This is a genomic window from Brevibacillus sp. HB1.2 (assembly GCF_013332495.1).
GTDB classification, from domain to species: Bacteria; Bacillota; Bacilli; order Brevibacillales; family Brevibacillaceae; genus Brevibacillus; species Brevibacillus porteri.
In genome coordinates, this window is sequence record NZ_JABMIU010000021.1 from 49237 (window position 1) to 63512 (window position 14276).

At 47.1% G+C, this 14276-nt stretch carries 21 protein-coding genes; 19 read left to right on the forward strand and 2 right to left on the reverse strand.

Annotation, left to right across the window (positions count from 1 at the left end; genetic code table 11):
* Positions 1–25 precede the first annotated feature (25 nt).
* From HPY28_RS27860 to HPY28_RS27935, 16 genes are all read left to right on the forward strand, one after another.
* Positions 26–670 carry an adenylate kinase gene (locus tag HPY28_RS27860; RefSeq protein WP_017247055.1) on the forward strand — a complete coding sequence of 215 codons (645 nt, stop codon included), beginning with the start codon at positions 26–28 and terminating at the stop codon, positions 668–670.
* Between the two features lie 6 nt (positions 671–676).
* On the forward strand, positions 677–1423 hold the full coding sequence (map, locus tag HPY28_RS27865; protein WP_012683998.1) for a type I methionyl aminopeptidase: 747 nt from the start codon (positions 677–679) through the stop codon (positions 1421–1423).
* A gap of 118 nt (positions 1424–1541) precedes the next feature.
* Positions 1542–1760: a translation initiation factor IF-1 gene (gene infA / locus HPY28_RS27870; RefSeq protein ID WP_003333772.1), complete on the forward strand. Its 219-nt coding sequence runs from the start codon at positions 1542–1544 to the stop codon at positions 1758–1760.
* 34 nt (positions 1761–1794) lie between these two features.
* Entirely contained in the window at positions 1795–1908 is a 114-nt protein-coding gene (rpmJ, locus tag HPY28_RS27875) for a 50S ribosomal protein L36 (protein WP_003333770.1), read from the forward strand.
* Between the two features lie 21 nt (positions 1909–1929).
* Entirely contained in the window at positions 1930–2298 is a 369-nt protein-coding gene (gene rpsM, locus HPY28_RS27880) for a 30S ribosomal protein S13 (protein WP_017247056.1), read from the forward strand.
* A gap of 16 nt (positions 2299–2314) precedes the next feature.
* Positions 2315–2716, forward strand: a complete 402-nt coding sequence (gene rpsK, locus HPY28_RS27885) for a 30S ribosomal protein S11 (RefSeq protein ID WP_005828803.1) — start codon at positions 2315–2317, stop codon at positions 2714–2716.
* 156 nt (positions 2717–2872) lie between these two features.
* Entirely contained in the window at positions 2873–3817 is a 945-nt protein-coding gene (locus HPY28_RS27890) for a DNA-directed RNA polymerase subunit alpha (RefSeq protein ID WP_017247057.1), read from the forward strand.
* A 56-nt stretch (positions 3818–3873) separates the two neighbouring features.
* Positions 3874–4233: a 50S ribosomal protein L17 gene (gene rplQ / locus HPY28_RS27895; protein ID WP_017247058.1), complete on the forward strand. Its 360-nt coding sequence runs from the start codon at positions 3874–3876 to the stop codon at positions 4231–4233.
* Between the two features lie 167 nt (positions 4234–4400).
* Complete coding sequence (locus tag HPY28_RS27900; RefSeq protein ID WP_174231827.1) at positions 4401–5252, forward strand: energy-coupling factor transporter ATPase; 852 nt, start codon at positions 4401–4403, stop codon at positions 5250–5252.
* Positions 5228–6100, forward strand: a complete 873-nt coding sequence (locus HPY28_RS27905) for an energy-coupling factor transporter ATPase (RefSeq protein WP_174231828.1) — start codon at positions 5228–5230, stop codon at positions 6098–6100. The genes HPY28_RS27900 and HPY28_RS27905 overlap by 25 nt, the downstream gene beginning before the upstream one ends.
* 2 nt (positions 6101–6102) lie before the next feature.
* The gene (locus tag HPY28_RS27910) at positions 6103–6900 is read left to right on the forward strand and encodes an energy-coupling factor transporter transmembrane component T family protein (protein ID WP_017247060.1); all 798 of its coding nucleotides are present in this window, start codon (positions 6103–6105) and stop codon (positions 6898–6900) included.
* Positions 6897–7631, forward strand: coding sequence for a tRNA pseudouridine(38-40) synthase TruA (truA, locus tag HPY28_RS27915; protein ID WP_174231829.1), 735 nt, complete (start codon positions 6897–6899; stop codon positions 7629–7631). The genes HPY28_RS27910 and truA overlap by 4 nt, the downstream gene beginning before the upstream one ends.
* A 244-nt stretch (positions 7632–7875) precedes the next feature.
* Positions 7876–8313, forward strand: coding sequence for a 50S ribosomal protein L13 (gene rplM, locus HPY28_RS27920; RefSeq protein ID WP_007716295.1), 438 nt, complete (start codon positions 7876–7878; stop codon positions 8311–8313).
* A 20-nt stretch (positions 8314–8333) separates the two neighbouring features.
* Positions 8334–8726, forward strand: a complete 393-nt coding sequence (gene rpsI / locus HPY28_RS27925; protein WP_005828788.1) for a 30S ribosomal protein S9 — start codon at positions 8334–8336, stop codon at positions 8724–8726.
* 125 nt (positions 8727–8851) lie between these two features.
* The gene (gene cwlD / locus HPY28_RS27930; protein WP_026042928.1) at positions 8852–9568 is read left to right on the forward strand and encodes an N-acetylmuramoyl-L-alanine amidase CwlD; all 717 of its coding nucleotides are present in this window, start codon (positions 8852–8854) and stop codon (positions 9566–9568) included.
* Positions 9569–9679: 111 nt separating this feature from the next.
* Positions 9680–10792, forward strand: coding sequence for a P-loop NTPase (locus tag HPY28_RS27935; protein WP_069852841.1), 1113 nt, complete (start codon positions 9680–9682; stop codon positions 10790–10792).
* A gap of 52 nt (positions 10793–10844) precedes the next feature.
* On the opposite strand, the gene gerD is transcribed toward HPY28_RS27935, so the two are convergent.
* Positions 10845–11489 (reverse strand): spore germination lipoprotein GerD, encoded by a 645-nt coding sequence (gene gerD / locus HPY28_RS27940; protein WP_017247064.1) that lies wholly within the window; start codon positions 11487–11489, stop codon positions 10845–10847.
* A 125-nt stretch (positions 11490–11614) separates the two neighbouring features.
* On the opposite strand from gerD, the gene HPY28_RS27945 reads away from it, so the two are divergent.
* Complete coding sequence (locus tag HPY28_RS27945) at positions 11615–12202, forward strand: KinB-signaling pathway activation protein (RefSeq protein WP_017247065.1); 588 nt, start codon at positions 11615–11617, stop codon at positions 12200–12202.
* 26 nt (positions 12203–12228) lie between these two features.
* Here the strand turns inward: HPY28_RS27945 and pdaB are convergent, their stop codons facing one another.
* Positions 12229–12999 carry a polysaccharide deacetylase family sporulation protein PdaB gene (gene pdaB / locus HPY28_RS27950; protein ID WP_017247066.1) on the reverse strand — a complete coding sequence of 257 codons (771 nt, stop codon included), beginning with the start codon at positions 12997–12999 and terminating at the stop codon, positions 12229–12231.
* 125 nt (positions 13000–13124) lie between these two features.
* Here pdaB and HPY28_RS27955 point away from each other — a divergent pair, with 125 nt between their 5' ends.
* Both HPY28_RS27955 and HPY28_RS27960 read left to right on the forward strand, forming a co-directional pair.
* Complete coding sequence (locus HPY28_RS27955) at positions 13125–13778, forward strand: stage II sporulation protein M (protein WP_017247067.1); 654 nt, start codon at positions 13125–13127, stop codon at positions 13776–13778.
* 115 nt (positions 13779–13893) lie between these two features.
* A complete protein-coding gene (locus HPY28_RS27960; protein ID WP_026042929.1) occupies positions 13894–14127 on the forward strand; it encodes a hypothetical protein in 234 nt (77 codons plus the stop codon).
* The last annotated feature ends 149 nt before the right edge of the window (positions 14128–14276 follow it).

Below are 14276 nucleotides of genomic sequence, written 5' to 3' on the forward strand. Positions count from 1 at the left end.
TTTTGATGGGACGGAGGGAATGGACGTGAATATAATTCTGATGGGACTGCCTGGAGCCGGTAAAGGGACACAGGCAGAACGTATCGTAGAAGAGTTTGACATCCCGCACATTTCGACTGGCGACATGTTCCGAGCTGCGGTCAAAAACGAAACGCCGCTCGGACTAGAGGCTAAATCCTACATGGATAAAGGTCATCTCGTCCCAGACGAGGTCGTCATTGGTATTGTGCGGGAGCGCCTTTCGATGGAAGACTGCGCAAAGGGATTCCTCTTAGATGGTTTTCCGCGCACAGTTCCTCAGGCGGAAGCGTTGACAGCTACAGTAAAAGAGCTGGGACGCGAAATTGACCATGTAATTAACATCAACGTTCAACGCGAGCAATTGATTGAACGTCTGACCGGTCGCTGGATCTGCCCTGTTTGCGGTGCTAGCTATCACACGATGTTCAATCCTCCAAAAGAGGCTGGCGTATGTGATAAAGATGGTGGTAAGCTGTATCAGCGTGAAGACGACAAGATCGAAGTGGTAACACAACGCCTTGACGTAAATATCGCTCAAACACAGCCACTTATCGACTACTACTCCGCACAGGAACTTCTGCGAGATATCGATGGAGAACAAGATATCCAGGTAGTGTTTGCGGAAATTAAGTCTTTGTTGCGAGGGTAATTGCGAATGATTATCCTAAAGTCGAAAGCAGAACTTGAGGTTATGCGCGAAGCTGGTCGTATCGTCGCACTCACCCATCAAGAACTGGCCAAGGCGATCAAGCCTGGTGTCACGACGAAGCAGCTAGACGAAATTGCCGAGACCTTTATTCGAAGCATGGGAGCAATTCCATCGTTTAAAGGCTATGGTGGCTTTCCAGGAAGTATCTGTGCTTCAGTCAATGAAGAACTCGTACACGGGATCCCAGGTAAACGGGCGTTGCAAGAAGGAGACATTATCAGTATCGACATTGGTGCCCAGTTTCAGGGTTACCATGGCGACTCCGCTTGGACGTATCCGGTCGGTAAGATTTCAACAGAAAACCAGAAGCTGCTCAGAGTAACGGAAGAGTCGTTGTACAAGGGGCTTGAAAAAGCTGTTCCGGGTGGACGCTTATCCGATATCTCTCATGCGATTCAGGTTCATGCAGAAGCTGCCGACTTCACACTCGTTCGCGAGTATGTGGGGCATGGGATCGGGCAAAACTTGCACGAAGATCCACAGGTTCCTAACTACGGCCCTCCTGATCGAGGACCGCGGTTAAAACCAGGCATGGTGTTGGCAATTGAGCCAATGGTAAATGCCGGCGAACGTTATGTCCGCACATTGGAGGACAATTGGACGGTAGTAACAGTGGATCGGAAAACTTGTGCTCATTTTGAACACACCATCGCGATTACGGAAGATGGCTATGAGATTTTTACACGGACATAAAAACGGTAGTTCCGAATGATTCGGGATTGTCGTCCAACGTGTCGACGATAAGTTCGTTGTGTGATCATTTCGCAAAACTCATGGTCCGACTGAAGAGCAGAAGAAAGGAGAGTTTACCATGGCAAAAGATGATGTAATTGAGGTGGAAGGTACGGTAATCGAACCTTTGCCAAATGCTATGTTTCGAGTAGAATTAGAGAATGGACATAAAGTCCTCGCTCACGTCTCAGGAAAAATCCGCATGCACTTTATCCGTATCCTGCCGGGGGATAAAGTAACTGTTGAACTGTCGCCGTACGACTTAACCCGCGGACGTATTACGTACCGCTATAAATAGTAAGCAAAACCCCTAGAAAAGGGAGGCAAGAACCATGAAAGTGAGACCTTCGGTTAAACCGATCTGCGAGAAATGCAAGGTTATCCGTCGCAAAGGTAACGTAATGGTTATTTGTGAAAATCCGAAGCATAAGCAAAAACAAGGGTAAACAAGGAGGTGCTTTTGACACATGGCACGTATTGCAGGCGTAGACTTGCCGCGCGAAAAACGCGTTGAAGTTGCTCTTACCTACATTTTTGGTATTGGCCGCCCCACGTCTCAAAAAATTCTGTCCTCTACTGGAGTAGACGCTAACACTCGTGTTCGCGATCTGACAGAAGACGAAGTAAACAAACTTCGTGAGTACATCGACAAAACTGTGAAGGTGGAAGGTGACCTCCGTCGTGAGATCTCCCTCAACATCAAGCGTCTGATGGAAATCGGTTGCTTCCGTGGCATCCGTCATCGTCGTGGACTTCCAGTTCGCGGTCAACGTTCTAAAACAAATGCTCGTACGCGTAAAGGTCCACGCCGTACAGTAGCAAACAAGAAGAAGTAAAGGAGGGTAATCTGACATGGCGAAAAGAAAACAAGCTACAGCAACTCGTACCCGTCGTCGTGACCGTAAGAATGTTGAAGTCGGCGTAGCACACATCCGTTCTACTTTCAACAATACGATCGTCACTATCACGGATCCACACGGTAACGCGATCTCTTGGTCCAGTGCTGGTTCCCTCGGCTTCAAAGGCTCCCGTAAAAGCACTCCATTTGCTGCGCAAATGGCTGCTGAAGCGGCTGCACGCGTTGCAATGGAACACGGCATGCGTTCCCTTGAAGTATCAGTAAAAGGCCCAGGTGCTGGTCGTGAAGCTGCGATCCGTTCCCTGCAAGCTACTGGTCTTGAAGTGAACATGATTAAAGACGTGACGCCAATTCCGCATAACGGTTGCCGTCCACCAAAACGTCGCCGCGTGTAACTGGTTTATATCGTTCAGAACATGTCCATACTAGAATGGTAAATTCTGATTTATAGCTTGTCATGCACGCAAACGGTAAACCGCCGGGGAAATTCCTGAGTGGGCACGTATGCGGCCCACCCCAGGATTTCGACGTTTTGAAGGAGGGTTTGTTTAATGATAGAAATAGAAAAACCAAAAATCGAGGTTGTGGAAGTTAGCGACGACAACTCGTATGGAAAGTTTGTTGTAGAACCTCTAGAGCGCGGATACGGAACTACCCTTGGCAACTCGCTGAGACGAATTCTTCTTTCGTCCTTGCCAGGCGCGGCAGTTCGTACTGTTCAAATCGATGGGGTTCTTCACGAATTCTCCACGATTGAAGGCGTCGTTGAAGATGTAACCGAGATCATCCTGAACATCAAAGGCTTGGCGCTGAAGATCCATTCCGATGAAGAAAAAGTAATCGAGATCGATGCAGAAGGCGAAGGCGTTGTCAAAGCGGGAGATATCCGTGCTGACAGTGATGTGGAGGTCTTAAACCCTGATCTTCATATTGCAACGTTGGCCAATGGCGGTCGTCTGCATATCCGCATGACAGCTGGACGTGGTCGTGGTTATGTTCAATCTGACGGAAACAAATCTGAGGATCTGCCTATTGGTGTGATTCCGATTGATTCGATCTACACGCCGATCAAGCGCGTTAACTATCAAGTGGAAAATACCCGTGTAGGGCAAATGACCAACTATGACAAGTTAACACTTGAGGTTTGGACTAACGGTAGCATCAGTCCGGAAGAAGCCGTAAGTCTCGGCGCAAAAATCATGACGGAGCACTTGAACCTGTTCGTCGGTCTGACTGACGAGGCGAAGGATGCAGAAATCATGGTAGAGAAGGAAGAGGACAAGAAAGAGAAAGTCTTGGAGATGACTATCGAAGAGCTCGATCTTTCCGTTCGTTCCTACAACTGCTTGAAGCGTGCCGGTATTAATACCGTGCAAGAGCTGACGCAGAAGACAGAAGAGGACATGATGAAAGTACGCAATCTGGGGCGCAAATCTCTTGAAGAAGTTCAAGAAAAGTTAGCTGAACTGGGCCTGTCCCTGCGCAGCGACGATTAGAATAGCAAACCAAGAAGCAAACTTTTGTTCTCTCGATTAAGAGGGAGGTAAACCACATGGCACAACGTAAATTGGGTCGTCGTAGCTCAGCTCGTAAAGCGCTGTTCCGCGACTTGGTAACAGACCTGATCATCAACGAGCGCATCGAAACTACAGAGATGAAGGCGAAAGAACTGCGCCCAATCGCTGAAAAAATGATCACGCTCGCGAAACGTGGCGATCTGCATGCTCGCCGTCAAGTTGCTGCTTTCGTTCGCAAAGAAGTTGCGAATGCTGAAGGCCGCGATGCTGTTCAAAAACTGTTCGATGAAATCGCTCCTCGCTTCAAAGAGCGCAACGGTGGATACACTCGTATCCTGAAAACCGGCCCTCGCCGTGGCGACGCTGCTCCAATGGCGTACATCGAATTCGTTTAATACATGTAAACTGGTCGTTTACTCAGGTTTCGGCCTGGTAGATTACCGCGAAAAGGGTGGGGGCAGATCTGGTCATAGGCTGGACTCTGATTCAACCCTTTTTTCCTTTCTCATCGAAATCCTGCTAGTCAGTTCCCTGTGAAGGCTGGGGAGGTTGTGAATGCCTCATGAATGAAGATAACCTGCTGGCATTGCGTGATGTTTCTTATACCTACGATGGTGAGGATGGCCAACGGGTTCCGGTATTACAAGGTGTTGACCTTACCATTCAAAAAGGTTCCTTTGTATCCGTATTGGGTCACAACGGTTCTGGCAAATCAACAATGGCAAAGCTGATGAATGCTCTGCTGCTTCCAGAAGGCGGCACAGTACTTATCAGTGGAATGGATACGAAAGATGGGGATCTGCTTTGGGAGATCCGACGACATGTTGGCATGGTCTTTCAGAACCCGGACAATCAGATTGTTGGGGCTACTGTGGAAGATGATGTCGCCTTTGGCCTAGAAAACATGGGTGTGGACCCCAAAGAGATGAGAGATCGTATTGATGAGGCGCTCGTTTCGGTAGGGATGGAGTCTTATTTACAGGCACAACCACATCGTCTGTCTGGGGGTCAAAAGCAACGCGTGGCGATCGCCGGAATTATGGCGATGCGTCCTTCTGTCATCATCTTGGATGAAGCGACAGCGATGCTTGATCCACAAGGGAGAATGGAAGTGCTGAATCTGGCTCGTCAACTGAACCGTGACGAGGGACTCACAATCATTAACATTACCCATTTTCCGGAAGAAGCCATTTATTCGGATAAGGTCATCGTCATGAATGCAGGTGAAGTCCTGATGGAAGGTAAGCCGAGTGAAGTGTTTAATGAGGTAGATCGTTTGAAACAGGTGGGACTGGATGTGCCATTTGCCGTTCGACTGCGACACGCACTTCATTCCAAAGGGATTGATTTACCGTTTGTCCTGCATCAAGAGGAGCTGGTGGAGCACGTATGCAAATTACTTTTGACCAAGTAAGCCATATCTACGCAAAGGGAACACCGTTCGAACGAGTTGCCTTACACAATATTTCGCTGACGATTCCATCCGGTTCGTTTGTCGGAATTATTGGCCACACAGGCTCGGGTAAGTCAACGCTGATTCAGCACTTGAACGGGTTACTGATGCCTAGTACAGGGCAAATCACCCTGGGTGATGCGGTCATTACTCCAAAGCGGCGATTACCCCATGCTCAAAGGCGCGATATTGGGCTCGTCTTTCAATATCCTGAACATCAGTTGTTTGAAGAAACGGTTGCGAAGGATGTTGCTTTTGGACCGCTCAATTTTGACTTGCCAACGGAAATGGTGGAAGCGCGCGTAAAGGAGTCCCTTGAAATTGTCGGCCTGGATTATGCCACGATCAAGGATCGCTCGCCGTTTCATTTGAGTGGCGGGCAAATGCGACGTGTTGCTTTGGCTGGTGTTCTTGCCATGCAGCCGAAGGTTCTGGTATTGGATGAACCAACTGCGGGTCTTGATCCTGCGGGACGAGTAACGATTCTGGAAGGAATCTACCGGATTCATCGGGAACAAAACCTCACGACACTATTGGTCACGCACAGCATGGAAGAGGCAGCCCGTTATGCAGACTATTTGCTTGTGATGGCACAAGGCCAAGTAGCTTTGCAGGGGAAGCCGGAGGAAGTATTCATGCATGTGGATCGTCTCCGAGAGATGTCTTTGGATGTACCGGAAACGGTGGCTCTCGTATCGCAAATGAATCAATTGCTGCCGGACAAGGCTAGTCTGCCGAGCTCCCTTTATCGGGAAGAAGAGCTGATTGCCCATCTGCTGGAACGACTGTCCGTACCAAAGGAGGGCTAGGCATGCTGCAGAATATCGCAATTGGTCAATACGTACCAGGGCAATCTTTTTTACATCGTGCAGATCCGCGAAGCAAGCTTCTCTTCATCATTCTTTTTGCTACCTTGATTTTTCTGGCTAACAATACGGTAACGTACGCCATACTGATTGGTTTTACCCTGTATGCTGCACTTCTTTCTAGGCTTTCGTTGTCCTATATATTAAAAAGCTTAAAGCCAGTCTGGATCCTGATTTTGTTTACCGTTGTCTTGCATATTTTTATCACAAAAGGCGGAACGGTCTACTTTCAGTGGGGATGGTTTACAGTAGAGGAGGAAGGGGTTCGCCAGGCGATCTTCATTTCTTTGCGCTTGGGACTTTTGATTCTCATTAGTTCCTTGCTAACACTGACCACCTCTCCAATCGATTTGACAGAGGGTTTGGAGCGTTTACTAGGACCACTAGGGAAGATCGGCATACCGGTTCATGATATAGCCCTGATGATGTCAATTGCACTCCGGTTCATTCCGACCCTGATGGAAGAAACGGATAAAATCATCAAGGCGCAGACCGCCAGAGGAGCCAATTTCACCAGTGGAAGTCTCGTACGCAGAGCCAAGAACCTGATTCCGATCGCGATCCCATTGTTCGTTAGTGCGTTTCGGCGTGCGGAAGAGCTGGCTTTGGCGATGGAAGCACGTGGCTATCGCGGGGGAGTGGGGAGAACGCGGCTGAATAAGCTGACGTTCACTTGGCGTGATGGAATCGTAGCTATTGCGAGTGTGATCTTGGTAATCGTGATTGGATGGTGGCGTACATGAAGCGACTGCGATGTGTATTGGCATATGACGGAACTGACTTTAGCGGTTTTCAGGTACAGCCAGATCAAGTAACGGTCCAGGGTGAAATTGAAGCCGCTTTGAATCGGGTTACCGGAGAGGATATCCAAGTCTTCGGTTCGGGCCGGACAGATGCGGGTGTTCATGCGCGTGGTCAAGTGATTCACTTTGACACGTCAAGTAACATTCCGATGGATAAATGGCGGTTTGTGTTGAACAATCAGTTGCCTGATTCTATTGTCATTCGGACAGTCGAAGAGGTCGATGCCTCTTTTCATGCGCGTTTTGACGTGCAAGTAAAAGAATATCGATATTGTATAGACAACACTCCAGTGGCAGATGTATTTCGACATCGATACGCCGATCATGTCCGGTTTCCGTTAGATGTGTACGCGATGCAGCAGGCTGCTCATTACTTGGTGGGTGAACATGATTTTACTTCCTTTTGCTCAGCAAAGACATACGTGGAGGACAAGGTTCGGACTGTGTACGGGGTCACCGTAGAAAAAAGCGGAGACGAGGTATGGGTGACATGCCGAGGCAACGGTTTTTTGTACAACATGGTTCGAATTATTGTGGGGACTTTGGTTGAAGTAGGGCAAGGAAAAAGAAACCCTGCTGAACTGAGGGAAATCCTCGCCGCATGTGATCGGGAAAAGGCAGGTAAGACAGCACCAGCCAAGGGTCTGATCATGTGGGAAGTTGTCTACTAGTTCTCAGATTTCCAACTATTAGACGAACGAGCAGCACTTGACTATGGGGCGTCTATGTAGTACGATATTCCTTGGTATTTTAACCCCGCCTAGCCCCACTCTAGCCCCGGGATTGAAAGACAAGATCGTGATTACATGGAACACCTGGAAGAGTTGCTCACCCGTAACAGCAATTATCTTCCATTGCAAGTTTCGGTTGTTTTGGTTATAAGTGTGTTAGGTAAGATATTTAGGAGGGACAAAAATGCGTACCACATATATGGCGAAACCGCTCGAAGTTGAGCGCAAATGGTACATCGTAGACGCTGAAGGCCAAACGCTGGGTCGTCTGGCGAGCGAAGTAGCTTCTATCCTGCGCGGAAAATTGAAACCAGAATTCACTCCTCACGTTGACGCTGGCGATTTCGTAATCGTACTCAACGCTGACAAAGTGAAATTGACTGGTAACAAACTGAATGACAAAATTTACTACACTCACTCCCTGTATCCAGGTGGTTTGAAAAAGACCACTGCGGGCGCAATGCTGAACAAGAGACCAGATCGTATGTTCGAACTGGCGGTAAAAGGCATGCTGCCTAAAAACAGCCTGGGACGTCAAATGTTCACCAAGCTGAAAGTATACGCTGGAACTGAGCATCCACACGCAGCACAAAAACCAGAAGTTTGGCAAATTCGCGGTTAAGGTAAAGGGAGGAAATATACGTGGCACAAGTACAATACTACGGTACAGGTCGTCGTAAGCACTCCGTAGCACGCGTTCGCCTGGTTCCAGGTGAAGGTCGCATCGTGATCAACAAGCGTGAAATGGATACTTACTTTGGTTTGGAAACACTGAAATTGATCGTAAAACAACCACTCGTTTTGACTGAAACTCTTGGTCGTTACGATGTATTGGTTAACGTAAACGGCGGCGGAACCACTGGTCAAGCTGGTGCAATCCGTCACGGCGTTGCTCGCGCTCTGCTGAAAGCAGATCCGGAACTGCGCGGCGCTCTGAAACGCGCTGGCTTCCTGACTCGCGATCCTCGTATGAAAGAACGTAAGAAATACGGCTTGAAAGCAGCTCGTCGCGCACCTCAATTCTCCAAGCGCTAATTGCTGTTCGATACAAACCCCTTGTCTGTTCGCAGGCAGGGGGTTTTTCCTTTTCACAAACGGGTATATTTGTCCATGTTTGTCCATAAGATGGAACGAGAATGGGACAAAGGGGACGATACACTATGACACGAAAAGGAGTAGGCTGGATATTGGCTTTTGCGGTACTCATGCTGTTGTTCACCTACGAAGCGCCTGATCGCTCTTCCTGGCAGGCATGGTCGCTGCCACTGACGGGAACGGTTATAGCGATTGACCCAGGGCATGGGGGACTAGACGGCGGTGCTGTTTCCAAAGCCGGTAATGTGGTTGAAAAGGAAGTGACCTTGGCCATTAGCATGTACTTGCGGGATTTCCTCCAGCAGTCGGGTGCATTTGTGGTTATGACAAGGGAAGAAGACAAGGATTTGGCTAGTCCAGATGCAGCGCAGGCACGTAAACGAAAATCTGAGGATATCCGAAACCGGGTGAAGCTGGTCAATGACAGTACACCAGATTTTTTGGTCAGCATTCATGTGAATTCTATCCCTTCTCCGAAATGGTCGGGAGCGCAGACTTTCTATTCCCCCACCTTCAAAAAGAGCGCAGAAGTTTCTTACCTGATACAAGATGAAATCAAACGGGTGATCGGTCATACAGATCGGGTTCCGAGTAAGACGAACAATGTATTCTTGATTCGGGAGGTTAACTGCCCGTCCGTTTTGGTAGAAGTAGGCTTTGTCAGCAATACGGAGGAGGCAAAGCGACTTCAGAGCGTTGAATACCAAAAGGCAATGGCGAATGCTATTTATCAGGGGATATTGCGTCAGTATTCGGGAGAAAAAGCGCCAATTACACCTTGAGAGGGCGGTGGTCGTGTCCCAACCGCCCGAATATGCTATAATGAACGCGCATACGCTGTCGTTATACCAGCATGAAAATGTTTGAAAAGATCATAGATGAGGTGAACCAGAATGTTGACCAGAGAACAGGTTCTCGAAGCACTACGTGATGTAAAAGACCCTGAAATTAATCGTAGCTTGGTCGAGCTCAACATGATTCGGGATATCCATATTGAAGGCAAGACAGTAAGCCTCACGGTCGTTCTGACGATTTCGGGCTGTCCACTCAAAGCCAAGATCGAGGACGATGTTATCGCAGCTGTGAAAGCGCTAGGAGCCGAAGAAGTACGTCTGCAATTCGGTTCGATGACAGACGAGGAACGTGCGGCTCTGTCTGCCCAGCTTCGCAATAACCAAGGTGGGCAAACACATAACATGACACCGGGACAAGCTCCTCTTTTGAACCCGATCTTGGCAAAGGATTCGAATACGACCTTTATCGCGGTCACTTCCGGAAAAGGCGGCGTCGGAAAATCGACGGTGACAGTGAACCTGGCTGTTGCACTCGCGCGATTAGGAAAAAAAGTGGGCATAATCGACGCAGACATTTACGGCTTTAGTGTGCCCGATATGATGAATATTGAACAACGTCCAACCGTGATTGGTGAAACCATTCTGCCTGTTGAAAAGCAAAACGTAAAGGTTATGTCCATGGGCTTTTTTGTGGAAGACAACTCTCCGATCATTTGGCGTGGCCCGATGTTGGGTAAAATGCTGCGTAACTTTTTCACGGAAGTACACTGGGGCGAAGAATTGGACTACCTCTTGCTGGACTTGCCTCCAGGAACGGGAGATATGGCCCTCGACGTACACACCATGATTCCGCAAAGCATGGAGATTGTGGTAACCACTCCTCATGCTACTGCAGCGTTTGTTGCGGCTCGCGCAGGTGCTATGGCAAAGCGGACTGGTCATGAAATCCTCGGTATTGTGGAAAACATGGCGTGGTACGAAGCAAAAGATGGTTCGAAAGAATACGTATTCGGGCGTGGTGGAGGAGCTAAGCTTGCCGAGACATTGACATGTGAGCTGCTCGCTCAAATTCCGCTGGGCCAACCGGATAATCATCCATCTGAACCTGATTATTCCCCATCCATCTATGGAGAAAAGACGGAAATTGGTCAGCTTTACATCGATATGGCCAAACGTGTCATAGAAAAATGCGGGGAAGCTGTCAAACAATAATATCCAAGAAGATGAAAAAGGTGGGCTCTGCAATAGAGCTCACCTTTGTGTTTTAGGAAGAAGGGTTTCCGCCACCGGATTTGCTGCCGCCTCCGCCACCTTCTTTTCCCTTTCCTTTTTTCTTTGACTTTAGTTCCTTAGGCTTTGTCATGTCCTCGGATACTTTGGTCATGATTTTCATGAGTTCAGCCTGGAACAAGGGACTTTGCAAGGAATCCTTCATCACTTGCATGGTTTGTTGTCGATAAGCAGAGCTTTTCATCAGGTCCATCAAATTTTTCTCAAACTCAGGGTCTTTCATTACGCTTATGAGCTCTTTTTGGTATTCAGGGTCCTTCATCAGGTCCTTCATGAGCGTTTTTTGCTCGTTTTTCATGGACTTCGCCATGGCGCTTGCGAACTTCGGGTCTTTAAATGCTTCTTTGATGTGCGTACTATTGGGATTCGTCATGCTTTGAATCAAGGTTGTCCGCACTGTTGACTCGTCGATCATCAGGTTTTGCTTAAACTTATCATCCTTCATCATCTTGCTAACAGATTGCTTCGCTTCGTCCGTCTGTAATATGTCCAGCACCATGTCTTTGACGCTTTTATAATCAGGTTGAGACGAACTTTGCGCTTGTCCGCCACCCCCGCAACTGGTTAGCACCAGACAGACAAGAGCGGTTAACCAAAAAGACATCGTCTTTTTTCTCATGGGGTGGACACCTCCTTCTTTACTCTGCCTACAAGTAACGTGTGCATTTTGTTTTGTTCTTACGCTAGTATTTTCTTGTATCCATTGGTACAATCATATTCGATGTGGATGGGAGGGAATACTTGGTGAGTTTGCGTAAGTATGGCTGGCTTTTTATTACCACGCTCTTGCTCGGGGGATTAGGTGGCATCCTGGTTGCCCTTATCTTTGATTTGGACAAGCTGCTCGTAGGAAGCACCGGTAACTTTTTTGTCGGCTTGTTTATGTATCTACTGTATGGAATGACCATTAGTATTGTGGCTCAGATGGGTTTTTTTGCGTATATGACGATTAATTATTTCGCTAAAACGATATTTAAAACGGCTTCCCTGTGGAAAAGCGTCCAAGTATTTCTTATTTTGTTTGTCTTTTTCGATATGATTTATCTTCGCTATACGTCCTTCGGTGAAGGAAAAGGATTTGGTACGTACTTTATTGAGCCAACGCTATTATTGATTGTCGCTATTGTTACCGCATATGGAAAAGTGAGTCTGACCAATAAATCTGCATGGATACCGACGATGTTCTTTATGTTTGTCGTGACGGCACTGGAATGGATTCCAGCATTGAAGGAAGATAATGTGCGTGCCACTCTGTCCATGCTCGTTCCACTATTGTTTTGTAACGTCTGGCAAGTCATGCAATTGCACCGTTTGGTAAAAAGAGAAAGCTGACCCAATGAAGGTCAGCTTTTTTTGTTTTAGTGAATTTCTTTGCTGTCTACACTTGTACCCGAAATGAGTTCTGATACCGTAACGAATTCATAACCATCCTTGCGAAGTTTATCAATGATCACAGGGAGGGCAAGATGTGTATCTTTTGCAGAATCGCTCGCGTGCATCAGGATGATGTCTCCTGGATGAGCTTTCGATAATACATTATTGATGATCACATCAGTTCCCGGATTGGTCCAATCTTTTGAGTCCGTATCCCATTGAATGACGGAATAACCCATGCGATTCGCGATTTCCAGCACTCGTTTGTCAAAATCACCGTTTGGCATCCGAATGAGTGTAGGTTTCTTTCCAGTCATTTCGGTTAGGATGGAGTCGGCTTTGGCCATTTGGGAGCGAATTTCTTCATCGGAGTATTTGGTGTAGTTATCGTGCTTGTGACCGTGCGAACCAATCTCTAAGCCATCTTCCTTGATGCGTTTCAAGATGTCAGGATGTCGTTGACTCCAAGGCGAGGAGAGGAAAAAAGTCGCTTTGTTTACCTTTTTTTCTTTCAGCAGATCCAGTATAGGTAATGCTCGTGTCTCTCCCCAGCTAATGTCAAAGGTAAGGGCGATTTTCTTTTCTTTGGTGTCGACCTTATAAATAGCTTGGGGGGCTTGTGTGCTGGCACCTTCCGCAAAGGCAGCAATTGAATCGCGTTCCGCATAACCAATTCCAGCAGTGAGTACGATGGCCGTGACGATAATTAAGATTTGCTTTAATCGTTTCGCGCTGATCACATAAATGAATTTCATGGATAAGCACCTCCTTTGTCCGATAACAGTTTATGCAGGGAAAACAAGGATATTCTTTGGCCTGTTGGCTATTGTTGAGGTACAATGCATATAGTGAATGAAGAGGCAGTAAAGGGGTGTGGTGCATGGGCAATCGATTGCGGCATTTATGGCTTGATAACCGAAAATATTTCTTCGCCGCATGCTTATTATTTTTTGGTGGTGCTTTGATTGGTTATTTTCAAGCACCGGTTGTCGAAGATATGGTCGATAAAATGATGGGCCAATTAAAGGAAATTGCTGAACGGATAAAAGATAACGGCGGCGGACCTTTAGCGGTGTTCTGGATGATTTTTTCCAATAATGTTTTCAGTGCTTTGATGATGATGGCGCTGGGAATATTGTTTGCATTCTTTCCCATAATTGGATTGCTCACGAATGGAGTACTGCTTGGATTTATCCTTTTCAAATACAGTGCAGTGGGAGTAAGTCCATGGGTTATTTTTAGTGCAGGTATTTTGCCACATGGAATTTTTGAGCTCCCAGCTATCCTGTTTGCAGCGGGAGTTGGTATTCGTCTAGGAGTGCTAAGTTTACGCTCAGTGGGAGTTCTAATCCAACCACACAAGATGGCACAATTGAAAAATGATTGGTATGATACGCTCAAGCAATTTCCAGTAGCGGTTCTTACTGTGATCGTTCTGTTGTTCGTTGCTGCTATTGTAGAGAGTACGATTACGCCAACCATTCTCAAGGAAATCGTGGGCCAACAACTACAGCAATTGAACTTACTGAAATAATTCAGATTTGCCAACAAATTGAAGCCTTCCTAAACGGAGGGCTTTTTATTTTGAATAGGGCTGAATTTTGATGGAAAGGATAGAGGAGAGACTCGTAAGGCGGAGGGCGATATCGTTGCTAGGGTTTTTGTTTAATACAAAAGAAGTACAGGAACTAGAATACTTGTTAAAACGTGAGCTGGAAGAGATGCTCCTTGATTTTAGTGATAAACGAATTGATCATCTAGTGAAGCGGGCTATGGAGGAGAGATACTCCATCATGTTTCGCATGTATGCAAGAATCGCCTCTCCCAATGAGTTATCTAAGTATGTCAGACGCAGAAAACTCGGGGAAGAGAATTATACTTAAAAACTTTTTTAAAAAACATATTGACTCAAAGATAGGTAACGTGATAGATTAATTCTTGTCCTTAAGACGCCATCACAAATAACGATGAACATTGAGGACAGGAAATTGCTCCTTGAAAACTGAACAGCGAAAGCGTTAATGAGTCTATC

Bases quoted from the DNA above. Each gene is read 5' to 3' on its own strand.
- map (WP_012683998.1), top strand. From the start codon at position 677: ATGATTATCCTAAAGTCGAAAGCAGAACTTGAGGTTATGCGCGAAGCT.
- infA (WP_003333772.1), top strand. From the start codon at position 1,542: ATGGCAAAAGATGATGTAATTGAGGTGGAAGGTACGGTAATCGAACCT.
- rpmJ (WP_003333770.1), top strand. From the start codon at position 1,795: ATGAAAGTGAGACCTTCGGTTAAACCGATCTGCGAGAAATGCAAGGTT.
- rpsM (WP_017247056.1), top strand. From the start codon at position 1,930: ATGGCACGTATTGCAGGCGTAGACTTGCCGCGCGAAAAACGCGTTGAA.
- rpsK (WP_005828803.1), top strand. From the start codon at position 2,315: ATGGCGAAAAGAAAACAAGCTACAGCAACTCGTACCCGTCGTCGTGAC.
- HPY28_RS27890 (WP_017247057.1), top strand. From the start codon at position 2,873: ATGATAGAAATAGAAAAACCAAAAATCGAGGTTGTGGAAGTTAGCGAC.
- rplQ (WP_017247058.1), top strand. From the start codon at position 3,874: ATGGCACAACGTAAATTGGGTCGTCGTAGCTCAGCTCGTAAAGCGCTG.
- HPY28_RS27900 (WP_174231827.1), top strand. From the start codon at position 4,401: ATGAATGAAGATAACCTGCTGGCATTGCGTGATGTTTCTTATACCTAC.
- HPY28_RS27905 (WP_174231828.1), top strand. From the start codon at position 5,228: ATGCAAATTACTTTTGACCAAGTAAGCCATATCTACGCAAAGGGAACA.
- HPY28_RS27910 (WP_017247060.1), top strand. From the start codon at position 6,103: ATGCTGCAGAATATCGCAATTGGTCAATACGTACCAGGGCAATCTTTT.
- truA (WP_174231829.1), top strand. From the start codon at position 6,897: ATGAAGCGACTGCGATGTGTATTGGCATATGACGGAACTGACTTTAGC.
- rplM (WP_007716295.1), top strand. From the start codon at position 7,876: ATGCGTACCACATATATGGCGAAACCGCTCGAAGTTGAGCGCAAATGG.
- cwlD (WP_026042928.1), top strand. From the start codon at position 8,852: ATGACACGAAAAGGAGTAGGCTGGATATTGGCTTTTGCGGTACTCATG.
- HPY28_RS27935 (WP_069852841.1), top strand. From the start codon at position 9,680: ATGTTGACCAGAGAACAGGTTCTCGAAGCACTACGTGATGTAAAAGAC.
- gerD (WP_017247064.1), bottom strand. From the start codon at position 11,489: ATGAGAAAAAAGACGATGTCTTTTTGGTTAACCGCTCTTGTCTGTCTG.
- pdaB (WP_017247066.1), bottom strand. From the start codon at position 12,999: ATGAAATTCATTTATGTGATCAGCGCGAAACGATTAAAGCAAATCTTA.
- HPY28_RS27955 (WP_017247067.1), top strand. From the start codon at position 13,125: ATGGGCAATCGATTGCGGCATTTATGGCTTGATAACCGAAAATATTTC.